Consider the following 21625-nt stretch of genomic DNA (forward strand, 5'->3'; position numbering starts at 1 on the left):
CGGTTCAGGATCAGCTGTAGGCGACCTGAGTGGTCCCGTCGCCGCTGTACCAGGTGATGGTCCCGTACTGGAAGTTGTTGCGGCGGCCGCCGGTGATGCCGTATTCGTCGCTGGTCGGGTAGCCGAGGCGACCCTTTTCCCAGCCAAGGTCGGCCCACTTCTGCCGGATGGCCCCGTGGATCGATTGCGCGCCAGTGGCGGGGGTCCAGTAGATAGAAGAGCCTTGGGCGCCGTTGAAGTGGTTGTAGCGGCCGGTCCCGTCGGGCGTGCTGGTTTCGTCGGTCGTGGGGTAGCCGAGCCCGCGCTCCCATCCGAGGTCGGCCCACTTCTGCCGGATGGCCCCGTGGATCGACTGTGCGCCAGTGGCGGGGGTCCAGTAAATAGAAGAGCCTTGGGCCCCGTTGAAGTGGTTGTACCGACCGGTCCCGTCCGGCGTGCCGGCCTCGTCGGTGGTGGGGTAGCCCAGTCCCTTCTCCCAGCCGAGCGCGGCCCACTTGTCGCGGATCGCGCCGTGGATCGAGCGTGCCCCGGTCGTCGAGGTCCAGTAGATCGAGCCCGAGTTGGTGAAGTGGTTGTAGCTGCCGCTGGCGTCGGGGGTCGGGGTTTCGTCGGTGATGGGCAGGCCGAGGAAGCCGTTGGGTCCGCCGAGTTCCAGGTAATGCTGGCTGATCGCGCCGTGGACCGCGTAAGCGCCGGTCGGCGGGTTGTAGCCGATGACGCCGTACTGGTAGTTCTGCGCCCACCCGCCTGCGGCCGGGTAGCGGTCGCCGGTCGGCGCACCGAGGTAAGACGCCGCGCCGCCGAGTGCGTTGTAGTGCTCAGCGATCTTGTCCGGCTCGCTGCCGACGGCGAGAGTCTGCAGGTCGGCGACACTGCCGTTGAAGACGTCCTGGTCGCCCGGGAACGTGCCGGAGGTCGCGGTCTGGTTGAACGTGTAGTCGGTCCAGCTGGCCGGAATCGTCAGGTTGGCGGCGATCCACAGTGGATCGTTGCCGAAGCTGGGATTGTTGCCAGTGCAGTGGTTCCACCAGCCGTTGGTGGTGTAAATGACCGGCCAGCGATTGGTGCGGTCGTGGATCGTGGTGGTGAAGTCGGTGATCCAGGCCGAGATCTGGGCCGGGCTCATGTTGTAGCACCAGCCCGTCCAGTCAGCGGTGCTGTAGGGGTTGTACTCGATGTCCAGCACAGGCGGCAGGGTCTTGCCGTCGGAGACCCATCCGCCGCCGTGGCTGAGGAAGAACTGCGCCTGCGCCGCGCCGGAGGAGGTGTCAGGCAGTCCGAAGTGGTAAGCGCCGCGCAGGATCCCGGCGTTCGCGGAACCGGCGTAGTTGGCCGCGAACTGCGGGTCCACATAGGTCGTGCTCTCGGTGGCCTTCATGTACGCGAACTTCGCGCCGTTGCCCGCCGCCGCGCCCCAGTCCACCGTGCCCTGGTAGTGAGAGACGTCCATGCCCGGCGTCGTCACCCCCGCCGCCATGGCCGCCCGCGGCGCGACTTTCGACGTCGCGACAGGCTCCTTGCCGATCGTGGAGCCCAGGTAGTCCGACCCCGGATGCGCCGGTTTGCCCGCGGCGCTCACCTTAGGCGTGCTCGAGACCGCCGAACTCCCTGACGCGGCGGCCGCCGTCCCGGCCAACCCGCACGCGAGCAAGACGGAGACCGCACCCGCGCTCACCGCACTACGAAACCATCCCACCGCAAACCTCCACCCGGTATCTGTCCACACCGCTATCGCCGGGGTCCCGGAAGCGTTACCGGGATGGGTGCGAAAGTCACCCGTGCCGCAAGGAAATCCGACAAGCCGCCACCTTTCGGCACGGTCTGCGGCGGTCCGAGGCGGATTCGCGCAGCCGCTAGAAGCTTTAGCCGCGTACCGCACAGCCAGCGCCCGGCCCGGTGCCAGGGTGTGCGGTGGCTTGCCAGACGTTGCCGTCGAGGATTCCGGCCTGCCGACCACGGGTGCGAGGTCAGCGACTCGGTCGGGTGGCTGCGCCCGATCAAATGGCGGGCGTATTGCTCTGCGCACCCGTCTGCCTCCCCGCTGTCAACACGAGCAGGCCGGACAAGAGCGATCACAGTTCAACCCTGGCGTCCCGGCAAGACGGAGCGCGGCAGCCCGCCCGGCCCCGCCTCCTCCTCGGCCGCAGGGCGTTCAGGCACGGATCGACCAGAACGAGAGGGCGCGCAACGTCGCCGATCCTGGAACACGGCCTTCGCCGCCGCCCCATCCGTTCGAGTTCGTGTTCACCACCTCGCGCGGGACCTGGCTGTGGCGGTCCACGTTCGACCGTCGTGTCCTGCGGCCCGCGATCGACGGCTGCCGCAAACCCAGGATCCGGGCCTACTCGGTGTGCCCCGGGCTGACGTTCTGCGGGTTGTGGCACAGCCGCAAGACCCGGCTGATCGCGGGCGGGGCTCCGGAGATCGCGCAGGCACGGCGGCTGGGTCACCATCTGCCGGACGGGGTCGTGGAGACGTATTCGCATGTGGCGCGCGAAGTGGAGACCCGGTTGCTGGCCGACCTGCAGCGCCGCTGGCACAAAAGCCGTCCGCAGCCCGCGTCCGCCCGGCCCGCACAACAGAAAAGGCGGCGGCCAAATCTCGGCCTCCCATTCCGCCGTCCCGGACCCCCGGCAGCGGCCGAATTCGCGTGCCCTTATTGCCGATGGAAAGAGGGACAACTCCCGCCTTGCCCAGCGGGGAAGAGGAAAGGGCGCTGCCCGCAAGCGCGTGCTCTGGAGCAGCGCGCCCCAGAGACTTCCCACTTGGGACACCCCGCAGCAGCTCGACCCGATCACGCGAGATCACCCCGCGAACATGAGAAAACCCCTCCGACCAGCGCCAACCGCGTGATCAAAGGGGTTCATCGAACCTGTGGAGCTAAGGGGACTCGAACCCCTGACCCCCTCACTGCCAGTGAGGTGCGCTACCAGCTGCGCCATAGCCCCGAAGCAGAGGTGAACTCCGCATCTCGTATGGACATACAGTACACCCCGCCTTCAGGGCCTTCGTCAGGGGGTCGGTTAGCCGTCGCGCGCCCGGGGAGACGGCCGGTCAAGCAGGTCGAACTTGCCTCTCCGTCGACCGCTCCTGGCGTCTTAGTGCAGGTCGACTGCCCTTCCTGACTTTTCTTCAGGTTTGCGTTGAGTGTCGGTGTGCTCGCGGTTACATTCCTCCGCAGTCGCGACGTCGAGCCGACCCCGCCACGCGGTGACCGCATCTCCGGCCGGGGGTCGTCCGCTAGTCCCGTCTCAGCAAGGAGGTGGCGATGAAGCCCGCATCACGTAGCGTGGCCGCTCTGGCGCTGCCTTCTCCGAGTTCGGTCGGCAGTCTCCCTGGCCGGGCCAGCGAACCGCGAGCCTGCCAGCCCTTTGATGCGAACGTTGAAGCGTGGCCCGGCCGAACCGGGGCGGCGAACTCTCGGCGAGCCGCCAGTCGTCCGCCTTCTGTGCCCGTTTCGCTGGCCCGCCCGTACACCAGCACCGGAACAAACGCGCACGATTGGCACTTCCGCCTCACTCAGGAGAGCGATACGGAGACGACCACCTGCCCCTCCCGCTTTGCCTCGTCGGAGGACAAGAGCGCCGCTGGACCCCTCTGCGTCACAGCCCCGCCGCGGTTGCCGTCGACCGTTCCTGACCCGGGATGGCCAGCGTATCCGGCTGCGGCGGTAGTCGATCTTGCATCGGGCCGTGACCTCGAACCGCGCCCAGCCGTGCTGGCTGCCGGTCGAGAGAAGCCAACGCAACACGGCCGTCCGGACACCGTCGGCCAGTCGTTCACACTGAGTTCTGTGGGTGGCACTACTTCTCCGCCGCCGGGACAAGTGGACCTGGGGCCGAACGTCGTCGTTTTCGATCCGTCGATGCCGAGTGCGAGCATCCAGCGCAAGCTGGACGCCATCTTCGCGGAGCAAGAAAAGAACCAGTTCGGCAGTCAGCGCTACGCGGTGCTGTTCAAACCAGGCACGTACTTCAACGACGTGAACGTCGGCTTCTACACCCAAATCCTCGGACTGGGCAGCACGCCCGACGCCGTGACGATCAACGGTGCGGTGCACGTAGAAGCAGACTGGTTCCCCCCGAACAACGCGACGCAGAACTTCTGGCGCGGTGCGGAAAACCTGTCTGTGAACCCCGTCGGGGGCACGGATCAATGGGCCGTTTCGCAGGCGAGCCCCTACCGGCGCATGCACGTCCGCGGCGACCTCCGTCTCGACCACGGCGGCGGCTGGTCTAGCGGGGGCTGGATCTCGGACACGAAGATCGACGGACAGGTCCGTTCCGGGTCGCAACAGCAATGGATCTCGCGCGATTCGCAATTCGGCAACTGGACCGGGTCCACCTGGAACATGGTGTTCGTCGGAGTGGACGGCGCTCCCGCCAGCACCTTCCCGGAGCCGCCGTACACGACGATCGGCCAGACCCCGGTCGTCCGCGAGAAGCCGTGCCTCCAGGTTGACGAGTCCGGGCACTACCGGGTTTTCGTGCCCGCACTGCGAAGCAACACTTCCGGAGTCACCTGGCAACACGACCCCGCGCCAGGCGATTCGCTGCCGATCGACCAGTTCTTCATCGCGAAGCCCGGCGCGACCGCGGCCCAGATGAACGCGGCACTGGCTGCGGGCGAGAACCTCCTGATCACCCCAGGCGTCTACCACCTCGATCAGCCGCTTCACGTGACTCGCCCGGACACTGTCGTCCTCGGCCTCGGCATCGCGACCTTGGTGCCGGACGGTGGGATCACCGCGATAGCTGTCGACGACGTGGACGGCGTGAAGATCGCGGGCCTACTGATTGACGCCGGGACGACCTCGTCGGACATGCTCATGCAGGTCGGCGGGCACGGATCGGCCGCAGACCATTCGGCGAACCCGACCTCGCTGCACGACGTGTTCTTCCGCGTCGGCGGTGCCGTCGCGGGCAAAGCACGCACCAGCCTCGTCGTCAACAGCAATGACGTGATCGGCGACCACCTGTGGCTCTGGCGAGCCGACCACGGCGCCGACGACAGCGAAGTCGGCTGGAACTCCAACACGGCCGACACCGGACTGGTGGTGAACGGCGACGACGTGACCGTCTACGGGTTGTTCGTCGAGCACTTCCAGAAGACGCAAGTCGTCTGGAACGGAAACGGCGGGCGCACCTACTTCTTCCAGAACGAGATGCCCTACGACGTCCCCGCTGAGGCAGCCTGGACGGACGGCGGGAGCGCGGGCTACGCCGCGTACCAAGTCGCCCCGGACGTGACCAGTCACGAAGCGTGGGGCTTGGGCAGCTACTGCTTCTTCAATACGAACCCGTCAGTGTCTTGCTCGCGCGCCTTCGCCGCGCCGACCGCGCCCGACGTGCGGTTCCACGGCATGGTGACGGTTTCGCTCAACCACCAGGGAACGATCACCCACGTGATCAACGACGTCGGCGCGACCACTCCGGCGGGGACGAAACCGGTGAACTTGGCGCGCTATCCGTAGCCGCCACCTGGACAACCGGTGCCCGCCGCGGTGGCGGCCGCGACGGGCACCGGTCCCTGGTTCTGTTGGTTGCCACGACAGCCGGCAGGACACCGTAGGCTGTGCCGTGTGAGCCAGCCGATCCTGATGACCGTCGACGACGACCCCGCCGTTTCGCGGTCGGTGGCGCGCGACCTGCGTCGCCGCTACGGCAAGGACTACCGCGTCATCCGTGCCGACTCGGGTGCCGACGCCCTCGACGCGCTTCGCGAGATCAAGCTGCGCGGCGACGCCGTCGCGGCGATCCTCGCCGACTACCGCATGCCGCACATGGACGGCATCGTCTTCCTCGAGAAGGCGATGGATCTCTTCCCCAACGCCAGGCGCGCGCTTCTGACGGCCTACGCCGACACCGACGCCGCGATCCAGGCGATCAACGTGGTCGACGTCGACCACTACCTGCTCAAACCCTGGGACCCGCCCGAGGAGAAGCTGTACCCGGTCATCGACTCGCTCGTCGAGACCTGGCTCGCGGTCGGCGATCGTCCGGTGGAAGAGACGAAGCTGATCGGGCACCGGTACTCGGCACCGTCGTTCCGGATGCGCGACTTCCTCGCTCGCAACGCCGTCCCGTACCGCTGGTACTCGGTCGACGACGAAGAAGCCGGCCGCATCCTCCAAGCCGCTGGTGCCTGCGAGACCGACATTCCGGTCGTCGTGACGCCGGACGGCACGGTGCTGAAACAGCCATCGGGAAGCGAGATCGCCAATGCGGTGGGCCTTTCCACGCAGCCCGCGCAGGACTTTTACGACCTCGTGGTGATCGGCGGGGGCCCGGCCGGACTCGGTGCCGCGGTGTACGGCGCTTCCGAGGGACTGCGGACAGTGCTTGTCGAGCGCAAGGCCACTGGCGGCCAGGCCGGAACCAGCTCCCGGATCGAGAACTACTTGGGCTTCCCCGACGGAGTGTCCGGCGCGCAGCTTACGGACCGAGCCCGCCGCCAGGCGCAGAAGTTTGGTGCCGAAGTGCTCACGGCGCGCGACGTTGTGGGCCTGGAAGCGCGCGGGTCGAGCCGCGTCGTGACCTTCGGCGACGGGTCCGAGATCGCAGCGCACTCCGTGATCCTTTCCAGCGGCGTCAATTACCGAGCGCTGGAAGCCGAGGGAATCGAGGAGCTGACCGGCCGGGGTGTCTACTACGGCTCCGCGGCGACGGAAGCACCTGAGTGCTCGAACGACCACGTGTACATCGTCGGCGGCGCGAATTCGGCGGGTCAGGCAGCGGTGTTCTTCGCCCAGCACGCCACCGATGTGACGCTGCTGGTTCGCGGCGCGTCGCTGGAGTCTTCGATGTCGCACTACCTCATCGAACAGATCGCGGCCATCGAGAACGTCCACGTCCGCACGCACACCACGGTGGTGAAAGCTCATGGGGACGATCACCTCGAGGCCATCACGGTCTGCAAAGACGGCGTGACCGAGAAACTGGACACGGAACACCTCTTCATCTTCATCGGGGCCGCTCCGCGCACGGAGTGGCTGGGGAAGAGCGTCCTCCGGGACGCCCACGGATTCGTCCGGACCGGCCCAGACCTCGTGGAGGACGGGCGCAGGCCGCCGGGATGGACCCTGGACCGCGATCCGCATTACCTCGAGTCGTCAGTACCCGGCGTGTTCGTGGCCGGAGACGTGCGCTCGCAGTCGGTGAAACGCGTGGCCTCCGCCGTCGGCGAGGGTGCCATGGCCGTGACCCTGGTCCACCGTTACTTGGAGGAACAGTGACTCAGCCCGCCTTGCCGCGCGAAGAACTCCGCGGCCTGTTCTTGTTCGAACATCTCTCCGACGCGCAGCTCGACTGGATCGAGCAGAACGCGGTGCGAGAGGAGTTCAAAGCGGACTCCGTGGTGATCCGCGAGGGCGACCCGGCCACGTGCTTCTACGTCCTGCTCAACGGCGCGCTGCGGATGACCCGCGTGGTGGCCGGTGCCGAGGTCGAAATGAAGCGGTCCGATCAGCGCGGTTCCTATTGCGGCGCAACGCAATTCCTGGCCTTCCAGGACAGTGAAGCCACCTACGGCGCGACGATCTACGCCGTCAGCGACCTGACTTTCCTCACGCTTCCCGCCGCGGAGTTCGCTGTCGAGTTCCGGCAGTGGTTCCCGATGGCAGCGCACCTGCTGGAGGGGATGTACCTCGGCTGGCGCAACACCGACGCGCTGGTGTCGTCGCGCCGCAGGCTTGTCGCGCTCGGCGAGCTGTCCGCCGGGCTCATGCACGAACTCAACAACCCGGCCGCGGCCGCGGTACGAGCGACTGCCGCGCTGCGGGAGCGAGTCGCCGGCATGCGGCACAAGCTGGCGATCCTGGCGAAGAAAGACATCGACCCGGACCTGCTCGAGTTGCTCCTCGACGTGCAGGAACGCCTGGTGAAGCAGGTCGGCGACGCGCCCAAGCTCTCCGCGATGCAGCAGGCCGACCGCGAGGACGAGATCGGCGACTGGTTCGACGACCACGGCATCGACCAGGGTTGGGACCTCGCCAGCATCTTCGTCGCCGCCGGACTCACGCCGACGAACCTCGATCATGTGCTGGAGTCGGTGGGCGAAGGACTGCTCGACGGCGCGATCCGCTGGCTCGCCTACGCCCTCGAAACCGAGATGCTGATGGGCGAGATCGAAGACTCGACCAGCCGGGTCTCCACGCTCGTGGGCGCGGCGAAGCAGTACTCGCAAATGGACCGCGCGCCGCACCAGTTCATCGACGTCCACGAAGGACTCAACTCCACGCTCGTGATGATGTCGGGCAAGCTCGGCGAGGGAATCCGCGTGGTCAAGGACTACGACTGTTCGATCGACCGGGTTCCTGCGTACGCCGCCGAACTGAACCAGGTCTGGACGAACATCATCGACAACGCCGTCGGAGCCATGGGCGGCGAGGGAACGCTGACCCTGCGCACGTGGCAGGTCGGAAAGCAGGTGCGCGTCGAGATCGGCGACACCGGGCCGGGGATTCCGGAAGAGGTGCGGCAGCGCATCTTCGAGCCGTTCTTCACCACGAAGGGCGTGGGCGAAGGAACCGGTCTCGGCCTGGACATCTCGTGGCGGATCGTCGTGGAACGGCACTCCGGCGACATCAAGGTGACGTCGGAACCGGGCGACACGCGGTTCGAGGTCTGCCTTCCGGTGGAGGAACAAGCGTCGCTCTGAACGCGCGTTTGGCCGCGGAGCCCCGGCATGGGCCCGGGTTCTTCGGAGCAGTGCTGCAGCGGTTGTCATCGGTGATCTCCCCTCGGAGCGAACTGACGGCTCGATTCCGAGGCTAGCCGACCGCACCGACAGGATTTCGGCCTGTTTTCGCGTTTCCCTTGTGCGCCAACGCTTTCCGATCTTTCCCCGATCGAGTGATGATTTGGGAACGGATGTTCGAGCACTCTGGAACACGGCGGCATCGCGTCCATTGCTCGGGCCCAGAGGGGGCTCGGTGGGCGCCGCCGCCGGTTCAGGGGAGGGACCGTGATCCGAATCCGGGAAGTGTCAGTGTCATTGCCGCTGTTGTCAGCCAGGTCAGCAAGTCCGGCAATGGAATCCGGGCGAGCCGCCCAGGCCATTCGTCGGCTGCGATCGTCAGTGCGAGCTCGTCTTCGCGCGGCCGAATTCCGGTCAGGCGCAAGCCTTTCGGCAGATCCGGGAGGGGAAGCACGATCGGCTGGATCCGTTTCGGCGGACGCCGTGTCCACCGGCCGAGGCAGAGCGCGGTCGGGGTCAGCACTACTGCGTCGTCTTCGATGTCCGCGACGAGGGTCAGATATCCCCAGCGCGGGTGTTTACGCCAGCGCACCTGGAATCCTTCCGGATGCGGCGTCGCGATCAGATCCGGACGCGCCGCGGCGACCCGATCCCGCACCACGGTCCCGCTCACTTCTATCTCGAGTTCGACAGATCCGGGAATCGCCGCTGGCGAAGGCAATCCTCGAAGCCGTACGTCTTTGGCGAGCACGGTTACGCGCCGCAGCGGAATGCGGTCGACGTCTGACCGGGCAGACGTCTCGGGAACTGGCCGAGTTGCCGGGCCGGTTTCGCGGCTGGTGGACGCCCGCCCGGAGTCTCGTCGAGAAGTCGGTCGTTCGGATTCGGACTGCCTCGCGTTTGGTGCGTCAGGTCCCGAGATGCGGCTCCCTGCTGCAGCGCCTGGCGTGGCTTCCGCGTTTCGGCGATCACGTTGCGTTCGAACCGAATCCGACGATGCCGTGTTCTCTCGTGGACCGGACGGGCGTGGGCCAGTTCGGTCGACGGAAGACGGAGCGATGCCGCCAGGCGCAGGATCAGCCGCATCCGGCGGGCCGTCCGTCTCGCTCGTCGCGTCGGCGGGAGACGAAGTGCCCGTCGCAGCAGCTTTGTCAAATGCGTCCGCGGTGGTCGGGTCCTTCGTTTCGCCACGCACGTTCGACGCTGCTGCGGCCGCTCCAGTTCGCGACGACCGGGCAGTGCCGGCAAGGTTGCCGGCGCCGTGCTCAACGGGGGCCGCCGAACTGTTCGGAACGGGCCAGTCGACATCTTCCGCGACGATGCGGACGTCTCCGACCCGACCGGTGGCCAGACGAAGCGAGTCCGCCGGGTAATCGAGTTCGGTGAGGGTCAGGCCAACTTCATGACCTTGCACCGTGGTCGTAAGCCGACGGCCCACCAGTTGCTCGGTGACAGTTCGGGCGAGCGCGGCCGGGGTCGCGGGCACTGCGGGCAGCAGTGCCCGGCCCGCGGCGGCCAGGCCCGACAGTTCGGGCCAGGGCACCCAGGCATCGAACCATCGGCCTTCGCTCATTCGGCCATCGTATGGCTGTCCTGGGCAGACCGCTTCTCGCTGTGGCATGAGTAGCCCTGTGTCAAGGCGCCTGTTGTTGATCTTTGATCAGGCGTTGGAGTGCTCTGTGGTTGGCGGGGTTGTAGGTGGTGTTGTTCTGCCAGCAGTGCCAGATGATGTAGAGCCAGGCGCGGGCGAGGATGCGGACGGCGTGGGGGTGGTCGTGGCCGCGGGCTCGGGCTCGGTTGTAGAGGTCGGCGGCCCAGGGGTTGGCGCGGCGGGAGTCGCCGGCGAAATCGGTGACGGCGTCGCGGAGTTGTTTGTCGCAGGCCCAGCGGAAACCGACGGCGCGGATCTTGCCGGATTGTCGGGTCGAGGGTGCGACGCCGGCCAGGCAGGCAAGCGATTCGGGGGTGGGGAAGCGGGCGCGGCAGTCGCCGATCTCGGCGAGCAGGCGGGCTGCGCGGACCTGGCCGGCGCGGGGCAGGCTGGTGAAGATGTGCGCGTCGGCGTGCAGCGCGAGCTGCTCGGCGATTTGTGCGGAGATGGTTTTGATTTGCTGGACCAGGCTGGTCAGCACGGCGAGCAGGGCGCGGGTGATGCGGGCTTCGGCGGTGCCGTGGTCACCGGCCGCGCCGCGGGGTGCGGCGGTCAGGCGCTGGTGCAGCACGGCGGGGTCGACGCGGCCGCAGTAGCCGGCGCTGGCCAGCCAGGCGGCCAGGCGGCGGGGACTGAGCCAGTCGGCGCGGTCTTGGCAGTCGAAGCGGGTCAGGAACGCCAGGCTGATCGGGCTGTCGATGTCGGCGAACAGCCCGACGGCGCCGGGGAATACGCGTTTGAGATGTTCACGCAGCTGGTTGGCCAGGCCCACGCGGTGGGCGACGAGGTCCTTGCGGGCGCGGCAGGCGCGTCGCAGGGCGAGGGTGGTCTCGTCGTCGGGGGTCAGCGGCCGCAGCCGGACGCGGTCGGTGCGCAGGGTGTCGGCCAGGACGAACGCGTCGAACCGGTCGTCCTTGTTGCCGGCCGAGCCGTATCGGCCGCGCAGGTTCTTGACCTGGTTCGGGCTGATCACCACGACGGTCAGGCCGGCCTCGAGCAGCGCGTCGATGGCTGGTCCGTCGGGACGTTCGATCGCGACCTCGGCGGCGCCGTGCTCGGCGAGCAGGCCGAGCAGAGTGCGCAGACCGGTGTTGCTGTGCTCGACCGTCTCACGGGCCACCAGGCGGCCACGGCCATCGACAACCGCGACGGCGTGATCGTCGCGAGCCCAGTCGATGCCGCTGGTCACGCTGTTGGGTGGTTCCTCGGGCAGAGTGGACGGGGCAGACTTCATGACAGCCTCCTCGCTGCTGATCCCAGTGGGGAGGCACCCTTGTTCTGGTGCCAGGGCGTGTCTGCCGCTTCGCTCACTGATCGGCGCTCGGTGGCGCACAGCCCTGTCGACGGTCGGCACGCCCCGGGAACTGCCGGGTCCCGCGGAACTCATGCTGGACGTCGAACGCGTCAAGCGAGCGGGGCGATAACCCGGCAGCACCTCGGGTGCATCGGCAACCTCACGGCTACCGACACAAGGATGGTGCACCAGTGAGCCGCGTAACGGAGCGGAACAGGTCGACCACGCACGCCGGCTGAGCAACAGGCGACACCGGTCGGCGCTGCGATCCCGGTGTTTCTGGTCACCACCCAGCATCTGGTGGCGACGAAACGCGTGACGTCGCGTTCGCAACCCGATCGGCACGGCGGCCAACTAGGCTTGGCGAATGTCTGAACACGACCAGGAGCCGTCTGACCTCGAGACGGTCGAAGACCGCGTCTACCGGCGCGAAGACTGGTACGCGGAGGAGTTCACGGCGCGTCGGTTCGTGCGTTGTGAGTTCCACCAGGTCGACCTCACCGAGGCGATCACGCGCGGTGTCTCCTTCCTGGACTGTGTGTTCGGAAACGTCCAGTTCAACGCCTCCCGGCACACCGACTCGGCGTTCACCGGATGCGCGTTCAAAGGGTGCAACCTGTTCGATGCCGAGTTCACCGGATGCAAGCTGGTCGGTAGCCGATTCCAGGATTGCGGCCTGCGGCCGTTGCGCGTGACCGGCGGAGACTGGTCTTTCGCCGGTTTGAACGGTGCCGACCTGCGTGGAGTCACGTTCCAAGGGGTCCGGATGCGGGAAGCGGACCTCACCAAGGCTAAGTGTGCGGGCGCTGTGTTCACCGACGTGGATCTCTCCGGCGCGGAGCTGCAGGACATCGACCTCACGCGTGCTGAGCTTCGGGGAAGCGATCTGTCGTCCCTCGACCTGACCCGGGCGTCGCTGACCGGCGCGATCGTGTCACCGGAACAGGCGGCGGTGCTCGTCACGTCGCTCGGGCTGCAGGTACGCGGGTAGTCTCGCGTCCGAAGGACTGAGCTGTCGGGTATGTCTGGAGGGAGCGCGATGGGAGTCGTCACACCAGGCTTCACCGGACGCGCCCGCGGTGCCAACCCGCGGCTGCCGCCAGGGCAGTACCTCGCCGAAGACTTCCCGGTTCTCTCCGCCGGACCCACCCCTCGGGTGAGCGCAGAACGGTGGGAATTCGCGGTCGTGACCGAGCGCGGCGAACGTCGCTCATGGTCGTGGCCGGAACTGATGGCGCTGCCGAGCGAGAAGATCACGGTCGACATCCATTGCGTCACCCAATGGTCCAAATTGGACACCCATTGGCGCGGCGTCCCGGTGGATGCGCTCGTCGGCGACCTCGAGACGGCTGCTGACTACGTGATGGCGCATTCCTACGGCGGTTACACCACCAACCTTCCGCTCGCGGACCTGCTCAACGGGAAGGCCTGGATCGCCTACGAGTACGGCGGCAAGCCGCTCACCCCGGAACACGGCGGACCGGCCCGGCTGCTGGTGCCGCACCTCTACCTCTGGAAGTCCGCGAAGTGGGTGCGCGAGCTGCGACTCGCGACGAAGGACGATCCGGGCTTCTGGGAAGCGGCCGGCTACCACGACTACGGAGATCCATGGCGGGAACAGCGGTATCAGGGCGACTAGCGTGGCGTGTCGCCCGGCTCGCCGAGATCAGGCAGGAGACGCCGACCGCGCGCACCCTGGTCTTCGACATTCCAGGGTGGCCGGGCCATCTCGCGGGACAGCACGTCGACGTTCGTCTCACCGCAGCTGACGGCTACACGGCACAACGCAGCTACTCGCTCGCTGCGCCGGCGAACGGAGACCGAATCGAGCTGACCGTGCAACGGGTAGCCGACGGCGAAGTGTCCGAACACCTCACCGGTCCGTACGCGATCGGCGATCCGGTCGAAATCCGCGGCCCGATTGGGGGCTGGTTCGTGTGGCGGCCCGCCGATACGGCACCCGTGCTGCTTGTCGCCGGTGGCGCGGGCATCGTCCCGTTGATGGCGATGATCCGGGCTCGTCGCGAAGCTGGCAGCAAAGCGCTGTTCCGGCTGGTCTATTCGCTGCGCACCCCGGAGGAGCTGTACTACGCCGCAGAACTTCGCCGACCTTACGCCGGCTTGGACATCACTTACGTCTACACGCGGGAACTTCCGGAAGGGCAGTCCGGTATTCCGCGGCGCATCGACGTTCCCACGTTGAACACCGCCGCGTGGCCAGCAGACTTCGGTGCCACCACGTACATTTGCGGGCCGACCGGGTTCGTCGAGACCGCCGCGGACATCATGCTCGCGCTGGGACATTCGCCGCAGTCGATCCGGACTGAACGTTTCGGCCCCAGCCGGGACTGAGGCCGTTCACGACTCAGTGCGCGGTCGGTTTGGCGAGGAGTTCGCGCAGGGTTGCGAGCAGTTCGCGACGGTCTGCGGCACCGAGTTTGCCGCGGATGCGGGCCATGTGGTGTTCGACAGTCTTGCCGGAAATGAAGAGTTTGCTGCCGGCTTGTTTGTAGGTCAGGCCGTCAACCACCAGACGGGCGACTTCAAGCTCGCGCTCGCTGAGTGCGCTCAGACCGGTCGCCGCGCCTGGTGCCGGGGTGGCGGACTCGAGACGTCCAGTCGTGCCTTGGAATTGCCGAGCCGCTTCGAGGAGTTGGACCATCGCCTTGCGGTCGGAGGTGCGAATCGCGGCTTGGCCAGCCAGGCGGGCAGCGTCCCAGCACAGGTCCAGCTCGTGAAGTTCCGCGGCTGCTGCGGAGATCTCGCCGGGATCGAACGTGCCGCCGAGCACCGCGAGCCAGCAGCCTGCCGCGCGGGCGAGCGCGGCCGGATAGCGGCCGCAGTCGGCGAAGCGGTTCAGTGCTGCCAGTTGCTTTTCGGCGGTGGCCCGGTCTTCCGTGGTGATCGCGGCGTGCAGTTCGTGCCAGCACAGCGAGACCGTCCACAAAGGAGGATTGCCGAGACGGTCGAGCATGGCGTGTGCACGCTCGAGCCGGCGGGACAGTTTGGCGTGCGCACCGGTCCGCGCGGCGGCGATTGCCAGTTCGCCCAATGGCAAGAGCGTGAACAAGTCCACCTGTTGACGCATGGACGCCTGATACGCCCGTTCCCACGACTGTTGCAGCCCGACCAAATCGCTCGCCCGGCGGGCGAGGCCGAGCTCCAGCGTCGCGAAGAACAGTTCGTCGCGTGCTTCTAGTTTGGTGCCAGCGACGGCGTCGCGGTGTTCAGTCGCCGCGGCGAGATGGCCGCCGGTCATCGCGACCCAGCCGAGCAGCAGCCGGTGCCGGGTTGCTAGCAAGTCGCCGCCGACGCTGCTGGCTAGTGCTCGTTCCAGCACCGATTCCGCGAGCGCCAATTCACCTGCGTGCAGGCCGGCGAGTGCGGCGAGTGCGGCTGGACTGTCCGGAAGCGGTGCACCGCCGACCGCTGGTTCGAGCATTGCTGCAGCGCCTACGAGCGTCGGCAACGCCTCTGTTCCGCAGCCCAACACCGATTCCACGATGCCGCTCGCTGTTCGCGCTGCGGCACCGGTGAACAACGTCGGCGCGACGCCCGGCGTCGGGACGTTGGCGACAGGTTGAACATCCGTGGCCTGGCCAGTGCCGACTAGGGCGATCGTGGCGAACGCATCCACCGCACCCGGGCCTACCCAGCGATAGCTTTCGCCGTTTGGCTGGGGTGACGTCGGGAACGCGGGATTGCCGGGAGCGTAAGCGGGGTCTGTACGCGACTCGGCCGTGTTCCCGTGATGGGGGAGTGCGGCATCTTGGGAGTTTGTGGAGGTGGCCGCCGCGTTGGGGCTTGCGTCGTCGGGGCGGGTGGAGTCGTGGCCGCCGGGGGTGGATACCGGTGTGGCTGCGTGTTGACGGGACCAGCTGTCCGTGGCGGCGGCCCAGCGGTACAGCTCTGCGGTGCGGGCTAGTTCGCCGCGGTGAGCCAGGACGGTCGCGGCGATCTCGGCGCCGGCGGCTCGTGCCTCGGGGTCGTCGCCGGACAGCATGCCGTCGCCTAGGCGGAGGGCGGTGTCCAAATCCCCAGACAGGGCGGCGGCGCGGGCCCAGCCCGTGGTGGTCGCGGCGTCGCGGGCACCGGCCTCCGCTGCGGCTTCAAAGAGCCGCGCGGCGTGTTTTGGGTCGGTGGCGAGTGCTTCGCTGGCGGCAGTCGCGAATGCGGTGGCCGCGGAGCCTCCGGAGCTGCCGGCGTCGAGCAGGGACGTCGCGAGGTCGAGTACGGGCAGGCCTTGCGCCAGCTGTGCTTCCACGAGTTGTTGCAGCACCGCTAAGCGACGGGCGGGCGGCCCGTAAGCGCGCACCGCTTCGGCGGCGGCAGGCAGGAGGTTGTCTTCGGCGTCGAGGAGACCGGTAGCGCGGGCCCCGTCGACTACTTCGGGCAGTTCGTCCGGTGTGCGCTCCAGCAACGAACACAGCAGGTCGAGGTTGCGGGCGGCACCGGCCTCGGCGGCGATGAGGTAGCGGAGAACGTCGTCGTCGAGTGCAGCCAGCTCGGCGCGGAAGTCCGCGAGACGGGCGGTTACGACTCGTTCCACGAGACGAGGGACGCCTCCGGTGCTGGCGTGCAGGGCGGAGGCGTCCGCGGTGCGTCCGGTGAGTTGTTTGGCGAGTTTGCCGACTTCGTCGACGGTGAGCGGCGGCAGCAGCAGCGTTTCGCCGAGGGACCGCAACGCTTGTGCGCGAGGGTTTGGACGATGTGCCACCACAAGCGGTCCCTCTTTGGCGGCCGCGAGCATGGTGAGCCTGGTCAGGTCATCGTCGTCGAGCTGGTCGGCGTCGTCGACGACGGTGGCCTCGACGCCAGCTTCGCGGTAGCTGCGATCGAGGGCGCCCAGCAAGGCAGTCTTGCCGTAGCCTCCCGGCGCGACGACCACGAGCCGGACTGGGGTCGCGGGGGTGTCGGCGAGTTCTTCAAGGAGGCGGCGGGCTGCGGGGTGGACGGCGTCGTTGCCGGTTTTCGCCAGCAGTGCGTTCAACAGTGACCTTCACCGGAGGGAGCTGTGGCTGGGTGGGCGCACGAGCTCAGGACAGGGGGACGGGGAGAAACGGGTTCCTTGTCGGCGGTCGCTTCGTGGGACGTGAGGACCGCGATCAAGATCGAGGAGCTGACCGCCAGCACTGCCGCCGCGGCGGCGAGCGGTCGCCATCGACGCAACAGTTTGGCAGCGCCCTCGGGCTCCGGCAGCGTGAATGGAGTGATCTCCACCGGCGGCCGCTCGGGTCTTTCGGGAAGTTCGGGTTCGCGGTCGACTCGCGGAAGCAAGGTGGTTTCGGGGGCGGGGGCTTCCCGTCGAGCGAGGGGGCGCGTCCGCTGGCTGGCGAGGATCCCGGCCCCGATGGCGGCCGTATCCGCAGGTTGCGGGCCCAGGAAGAACGGGCAGGGCAGGCGTCCTGGGCGAGTGCCTGGGCCGGGTTCGCCGCAGAACACGATGCCCGCCAGCGACTCGGGGGCGACGTTGGCCGCCTGCGCGAGGCCAAAGGCTGTCTTGACCGCGGAATTCGGTGCTATGCCCTCGGCGCTGTTGCGGGCGATCCAGCCGCTGGCTCCCGAGGCGGTCGCCAGGGTGACGGTGACGCCGTCCGGCCCGAACTCGCACACCGCGGCCGTTCGGTCGCCCGCGCCGGGTTCTGGGAGGTGGGCATAGAGGGCGGCGACCGCGCTGGGCACGAGAGTGACCGCCGTGAAACCGGACTCCGCGAGCGACTGCCGCAGGAGTTCGCGTCGGTAACCGCCCCAGTCACCGGGGTGGGTGACGACGAGCTGGCGGGCCGGTCCGCCGGCCTGGCTGGCCGCGACGTCGGCGATGCCTTCGACGAAGACGGTCGTCAGCGATTCCGGCGTGAAGGGTTCTGTGCCTAGGAAGACCGGCACGTCGTCGCCGATGCGGCGGTGGAAACCCGTGATCAGCCGGGACGGCACTGCGGTGCCGGCTTGCGCGGCCGAGTCGCCGGTGAGCAGGTAGCCCTCGTCGTCGAGGAAGAGCGCGGTCGCGGTCGCCGGCGTGCTCTCGCCCAGCCACAACGGCTCGGGATCGTCCCACCGGTCACCTTGCCGGCGACGGAGCGCGGCGTGGGTCCGGGCAGCGCCGAGGTCGATGCCGAGCACGTAGGGCACCGCCGCTTCCTCCCTTCGTCGCAGTCAGGGTTCGGCCAAGGGGCGTAACTCACTGAACGGATACGCATCCTCACCCGTTCGGGTCAGACGGGCAAGAGTGGGGTGGGATTTAACCCAACCGGGTTCCGCGTGTCCGATCCCCTAACTCCCTAACGATCTCATATCGACCCCCTAACGGCTGAGCGAGGCGCGACTGGGTGTAAACCCCGATGTGAGCGCGGGTGCCCCGTCCCTACGTTGGGCGCCACGCTCGGCCGGGGACGGCCGGGCATCCCCCGTAATCACTACAAGTGGAGATCCCCCCATGGATTCGGTGCAGACTCTGCACGACTTCACGCTCAGCTTGCTCCAAGACCCGTCCGCGCTCGCCGCTTTCGGCCAGGACCCGCAGGCCGCGCTGGCCGCTGCTGGGCTGGGCGACATCAGCGCCGCCGATGTGAACGAGGTCGCCCCGCTGGTGCTCGACTACGTGCCGGTGGACCACCTGGCCTCGCTCGGCCAGCTGCCCCAGGCGGGCGACTTGACCACTGCGCTCGGCGACGGCCCGCAGGGCGCGATCGAGCAGCTGCAGGCGCTGACCGCTTCGCTCGGCGTTTCGGCTGGCGGCGGGGCGGCTGGCGGCGCGTCGGCGTCCGCGGGCACGCCCGGGCTTCCGGGTCTCGGCGAGCTGCCGTCGGTGCCGGGCGTGGGCGAGCTGCCCGGCCTCGGCGAGCTGCCGGGTGCCGGTGCGTTGCCGGGCGTCGGCGAGCTGCCGGGCGCGGGTGAGTTGCCGGGCGTCGGCGACCTGCCTGGTATCGGCGAACTGCCCGGCGTCGGCGACGTGGCTGGTGCTTCGGCGCTGCCCGCGGTTGGCGAGCTTCCGGGCCGTGGTGACCTGCCGTCGCTGCCGGGTGTGGGCGAGCTGCCCGGGCTCGGCGAACTGCCGGGTGCCGGTGCGCTTCCGGGTGTCGGCGATCTGCCCGGCGTCGGTGAGCTGCCGGGTGCAGGTGCGTTGCCGGGCGTCGGCGAGCTGCCGGGCGCGGGTGCGCTGCCGGGTGTCGGTGAACTGCCGGGTCTCGGCGAGCTGCCCGGCGTCGGCGACGTCGCCAGTGCCGTTCCGGCGCTGCCCGCGGCTGGCGAGCTGCCGTCGGTTCCGGCGGGGCCGGGTCTTCCGGCCGTCCCGGGGCTGTCCTCGGCGCCGGGGCTCGGCGACGTGCAGAACGCTGCCGCGTCCGTCACCGCGCTGGTGCAGAACCCGACCAGCGCGCTCTCCCTCGGCAACGACCTGGCCAGCGGGCTGGACTCCAACGCCGTCGCGCAGGCGAGCGGCCAGGCGGCCACCGCGGCTGACGGTGCGGTCTCGCAGGTGCAGCACGTCGGCGGCGAGCTCGCCGCGGCTTCGCCGGTCAGCCTCGGCGACCTGCCGGTCGCGAACTCCGCCGGACAGGTCGCTGGCCACGCGACTGAGGCTGGCGGCGGGATCGCCGGGCACGTCAGCGACACTGTGGGGACCGTCACCGAGAACGTCGGCAGCCTGAGCAACACGCTCAGCGCCAACGGGCTGAACCACGCGGTGAACGGCGTGACCCAGCAGGCGCACTCGCTCGTTTCGCACGGCGACGCCGAGCGTTCCGACGCCGCGACCGAGACGCACACCGGGACCGACGCGGGCGTCGGCATGGTGCACGACACCGTCTCGTCGGTTTCCGACCTCGGGCACCAGGGCCTCGGCCTTGACCTGCACGCCGGTGCGGAAACCTCGCACGGCGGCGGTGAGCTGCACCTTTCCCTCTGAGCAGAGGTAATCCGGGAGTGGCTCCGCGGTCTGGGTGCGACCGCGGAGCCACCACCCGGTTCGGATACTCCCCGTACACGGGGGACACTGGTTCGCCGTGACGGCTCCAGCTTGGCTCGAAGTGCTCGCCGAGACCGCGGATGCCTGCCGGACGCACGGCCGCGAAGACCTGGCGCAACGCCTTCGCCGGCGTCAGGACCGGCCGCCGGGAGGCACGCGGGTCGCGGTGCTCGGATTTCCCAAGCAAGGCAAGGGCTACCTGGTCAACGCGGTGCTCAACGCGCCGGTCTGCCCGGTCGGCGACGCGGCGACCCCCGCGGTGCCGATCGAGGTCGCGTACGCGGCCGAACCCGGCGCGACGCTCGTCGGACGCGCCGAAGAACGCATCCCGGTCGAGATCGAGAAGCTGACCGGCGAGGTCGGCGCCCGGCCGGCCGGGTCCCTGCGGCGGGTCGAGGTCGGGGTGCCGCGCGATTTGCTGTCCGCGGGCTTGGTGCTCATCGACACCCCGGCGATCGGCGACCCGAGATCGCCTCGCACCGCTGCCGCTCTGGACGTTCTCGCGGACGCGGACGCGGTCATTCTCGTTTCCGACGCCGCCGCTCCGCTGGATCAGGCCGAACTGGCGTTGGCGCACCACATCCGGACCTGGTGCCCGCACGTGGTAGTCGCACTGACCAAGATCGATGTCAGCCCCGGATGGCGCACGGTTGCCGAACAGAACCGCACCGCGTTGTCGGCAGCGGGGATCGATTCGCCGGTGCTGCCCGTGTCGGCGACGGTTCGGTTCGCCGCGGCCAAGGGCGGTGACCAAGACCTCAACGCGCGGTCCGGGTTCCCGGAGCTGCTTTCCTGGATCGCGACGCAGGTGTCGCGGCCCGCGGAGAGCACGGCTGCTTTGCTCGCGGCGGTGAGTGTGCGCGCTGCGGCGGCCGAGCTGGTCGAGACGTTGCGGGCGCGCGCCGAGGCGGCGGGACAGGAAGCGGGCGTTGATCAGACGACGCTGCTGCAACGTTCGCAGCGCCGCGCTGACGAGTTGCGCCGACGCAACAGCCGCTGGCAGAACCTGCTGGCGGACGAGATCGCTGACCTCCAGTCCGACGCGGAGTACGACCTGCGCGAACGCACCCGGAAGATCGTCGAGACGATTGACGAGACCTTCGACCGCGGGGACCCGGTGAAGGTGTGGGACGAGTTCGGGCCGTGGCTGGACAGCACGCTCGCGGAAGCGGTCGAGACGACCTACACCTTCGCGGCCGAGCGCGCGGAGTGGATCGCGCAGGCGGTGGCGGTGAGCTTCGGCGCGCAGTACGACCTGCCGGACCTGGCGTTGACCGACTCCGGCGCGGACCGGATCGCCGAGGTGCGGCAGCCGCGGATCGAACGGTTCAAGATCGGGCAGAAAGCGTTCACCGGGCTGCGCGGTTCGTATGGCGGCGTGCTGATGTTCGGCCTCGTGACCGGCTTGGCGGGGCTGCCGTTGATCAACCCGGTGTCGATCGGCGCGGGGGTCGCGTTCGCGGCGAAGACGATCAGCGACGAGGGCGGCATGCGGCTGCAACGCCGGCAGGCGGTGGCGAAGATGACCGCGCAACGGCACGTCGACGACGTGTTCCTGCGGTTCAGCAAGGAATGCCGCGACGCGATCCGCCACGTGCAGCGACGGTTGCGGGACCACTTCACCGAACTCGCGGACGGTCTTGCCGACGAGCTGACGCGGGAGCGCGAGATGATCATCGCCGGATCGGCCGAGCGGGAGCGGCGCAGCGCGGCGCTGCGGCGGGAGATCGACCGGCTCGCGGGATTGCACAAGCGGGCCGGGGAGTTGGGGATGCTGGCCAACCGGGCCCCTAAGGAGTTGTCTGCGTGACCGGCGGGGCGGCCTGGTCGCGGCGAGCTTGAGCGGGTTTCCGCATCGTGGGCGTCAGTTGGTCTCGATGCGTTGCACTGCGACGAGTCCGCGTGGCCCAGCCGCGTCGGTTGGTGGCGGCTTGCTTCGGCGGGGGCGAACCGGTTTGGGAGGCGGCACTGCGGGCTGGAAGGGCTTGGCGGTCGGGAATGTGTCGTTCTTGGGCGGTTG

The 21625-nt window shown here is 68.6% G+C and carries 13 protein-coding genes and 1 tRNA gene; 8 read left to right on the forward strand and 6 right to left on the reverse strand.

Going from position 1 to position 21625, the window contains the following annotated elements; genetic code table 11:
* Positions 1–10: 10 nt before the first annotated feature.
* Both SSMG_RS46665 and SSMG_RS05815 read right to left on the reverse strand, forming a co-directional pair.
* Positions 11–1675, reverse strand: coding sequence for a GH25 family lysozyme (locus tag SSMG_RS46665; RefSeq protein WP_199841115.1), 1665 nt, complete (start codon positions 1673–1675; stop codon positions 11–13).
* Between the two features lie 1200 nt (positions 1676–2875).
* A tRNA-Ala gene (locus SSMG_RS05815) sits at positions 2876–2948 on the reverse strand.
* An 845-nt stretch (positions 2949–3793) separates the two neighbouring features.
* Here SSMG_RS05815 and SSMG_RS05820 point away from each other — a divergent pair.
* The 3 genes from SSMG_RS05820 (at position 3794) to SSMG_RS05830 (ending at position 8658) form a co-directional block, all read left to right on the forward strand.
* On the forward strand, positions 3794–5473 hold the full coding sequence (locus SSMG_RS05820; protein WP_286156935.1) for a coagulation factor 5/8 type domain-containing protein: 1680 nt from the start codon (positions 3794–3796) through the stop codon (positions 5471–5473).
* A 126-nt stretch (positions 5474–5599) separates the two neighbouring features.
* Entirely contained in the window at positions 5600–7234 is a 1635-nt protein-coding gene (locus SSMG_RS05825; protein ID WP_199786162.1) for an FAD-dependent oxidoreductase, read from the forward strand.
* Positions 7231–8658 carry an ATP-binding protein gene (locus SSMG_RS05830; protein ID WP_009073709.1) on the forward strand — a complete coding sequence of 476 codons (1428 nt, stop codon included), beginning with the start codon at positions 7231–7233 and terminating at the stop codon, positions 8656–8658. The genes SSMG_RS05825 and SSMG_RS05830 overlap by 4 nt, the downstream gene beginning before the upstream one ends.
* Positions 8659–8950: 292 nt before the next feature.
* Here the strand turns inward: SSMG_RS05830 and SSMG_RS45990 are convergent, their stop codons facing one another.
* Entirely contained in the window at positions 8951–10270 is a 1320-nt protein-coding gene (locus tag SSMG_RS45990; RefSeq protein ID WP_199785813.1) for a hypothetical protein, read from the reverse strand.
* A gap of 61 nt (positions 10271–10331) precedes the next feature.
* Positions 10332–11537 (reverse strand): IS110 family transposase, encoded by a 1206-nt coding sequence (locus SSMG_RS05845; RefSeq protein WP_234392802.1) that lies wholly within the window; start codon positions 11535–11537, stop codon positions 10332–10334.
* A gap of 472 nt (positions 11538–12009) precedes the next feature.
* Here SSMG_RS05845 and SSMG_RS05850 point away from each other — a divergent pair, with 472 nt between their 5' ends.
* The 3 genes from SSMG_RS05850 to SSMG_RS05860 are packed head-to-tail and all read left to right on the forward strand — an operon-like array spanning position 12010 to position 13994.
* Positions 12010–12633, forward strand: coding sequence for a pentapeptide repeat-containing protein (locus tag SSMG_RS05850; protein ID WP_009073717.1), 624 nt, complete (start codon positions 12010–12012; stop codon positions 12631–12633).
* A 48-nt stretch (positions 12634–12681) separates the two neighbouring features.
* Entirely contained in the window at positions 12682–13281 is a 600-nt protein-coding gene (locus tag SSMG_RS05855) for a sulfite oxidase-like oxidoreductase (RefSeq protein WP_009073719.1), read from the forward strand.
* Positions 13251–13994 carry a ferredoxin reductase gene (locus tag SSMG_RS05860; protein ID WP_037712688.1) on the forward strand — a complete coding sequence of 248 codons (744 nt, stop codon included), beginning with the start codon at positions 13251–13253 and terminating at the stop codon, positions 13992–13994. Before SSMG_RS05855 ends, SSMG_RS05860 begins: the two co-directional genes overlap by 31 nt.
* A 13-nt stretch (positions 13995–14007) precedes the next feature.
* Here SSMG_RS05860 and SSMG_RS05865 read toward each other — a convergent pair whose 3' ends face one another.
* Positions 14008–16632 (reverse strand): helix-turn-helix transcriptional regulator, encoded by a 2625-nt coding sequence (locus SSMG_RS05865; protein WP_037712690.1) that lies wholly within the window; start codon positions 16630–16632, stop codon positions 14008–14010.
* Positions 16629–17771 (reverse strand): molecular chaperone DnaK, encoded by a 1143-nt coding sequence (locus SSMG_RS05870; RefSeq protein ID WP_037712692.1) that lies wholly within the window; start codon positions 17769–17771, stop codon positions 16629–16631. Before SSMG_RS05870 ends, SSMG_RS05865 begins: the two co-directional genes overlap by 4 nt.
* A 304-nt stretch (positions 17772–18075) precedes the next feature.
* Between SSMG_RS05870 and SSMG_RS05875 the strand changes: the two genes are divergently transcribed.
* Both SSMG_RS05875 and SSMG_RS05880 read left to right on the forward strand, forming a co-directional pair.
* Complete coding sequence (locus SSMG_RS05875; RefSeq protein ID WP_037712694.1) at positions 18076–19545, forward strand: IniB N-terminal domain-containing protein; 1470 nt, start codon at positions 18076–18078, stop codon at positions 19543–19545.
* A 97-nt stretch (positions 19546–19642) separates the two neighbouring features.
* Positions 19643–21415 (forward strand): dynamin family protein, encoded by a 1773-nt coding sequence (locus tag SSMG_RS05880; protein ID WP_037712696.1) that lies wholly within the window; start codon positions 19643–19645, stop codon positions 21413–21415.
* The last annotated feature ends 210 nt before the right edge of the window (positions 21416–21625 follow it).

Origin of the sequence: Streptomyces sp. AA4, assembly GCF_000158875.1 — a bacterium.
Lineage (GTDB): Bacteria > Actinomycetota > Actinomycetes > Mycobacteriales > Pseudonocardiaceae > Amycolatopsis.

Coding starts and splice junctions, on each gene's coding strand:
- SSMG_RS05825 (WP_199786162.1), top strand. CDS start 5,600: ATGACCGTCGACGACGACCCCGCCGTTTCGCGGTCGGTGGCGCGCGAC.
- SSMG_RS45990 (WP_199785813.1), bottom strand. CDS start 10,270: ATGAGCGAAGGCCGATGGTTCGATGCCTGGGTGCCCTGGCCCGAACTG.
- SSMG_RS05850 (WP_009073717.1), top strand. CDS start 12,010: ATGTCTGAACACGACCAGGAGCCGTCTGACCTCGAGACGGTCGAAGAC.
- SSMG_RS05855 (WP_009073719.1), top strand. CDS start 12,682: ATGGGAGTCGTCACACCAGGCTTCACCGGACGCGCCCGCGGTGCCAAC.
- SSMG_RS05860 (WP_037712688.1), top strand. CDS start 13,251: ATGGCGGGAACAGCGGTATCAGGGCGACTAGCGTGGCGTGTCGCCCGG.
- SSMG_RS05875 (WP_037712694.1), top strand. CDS start 18,076: ATGGATTCGGTGCAGACTCTGCACGACTTCACGCTCAGCTTGCTCCAA.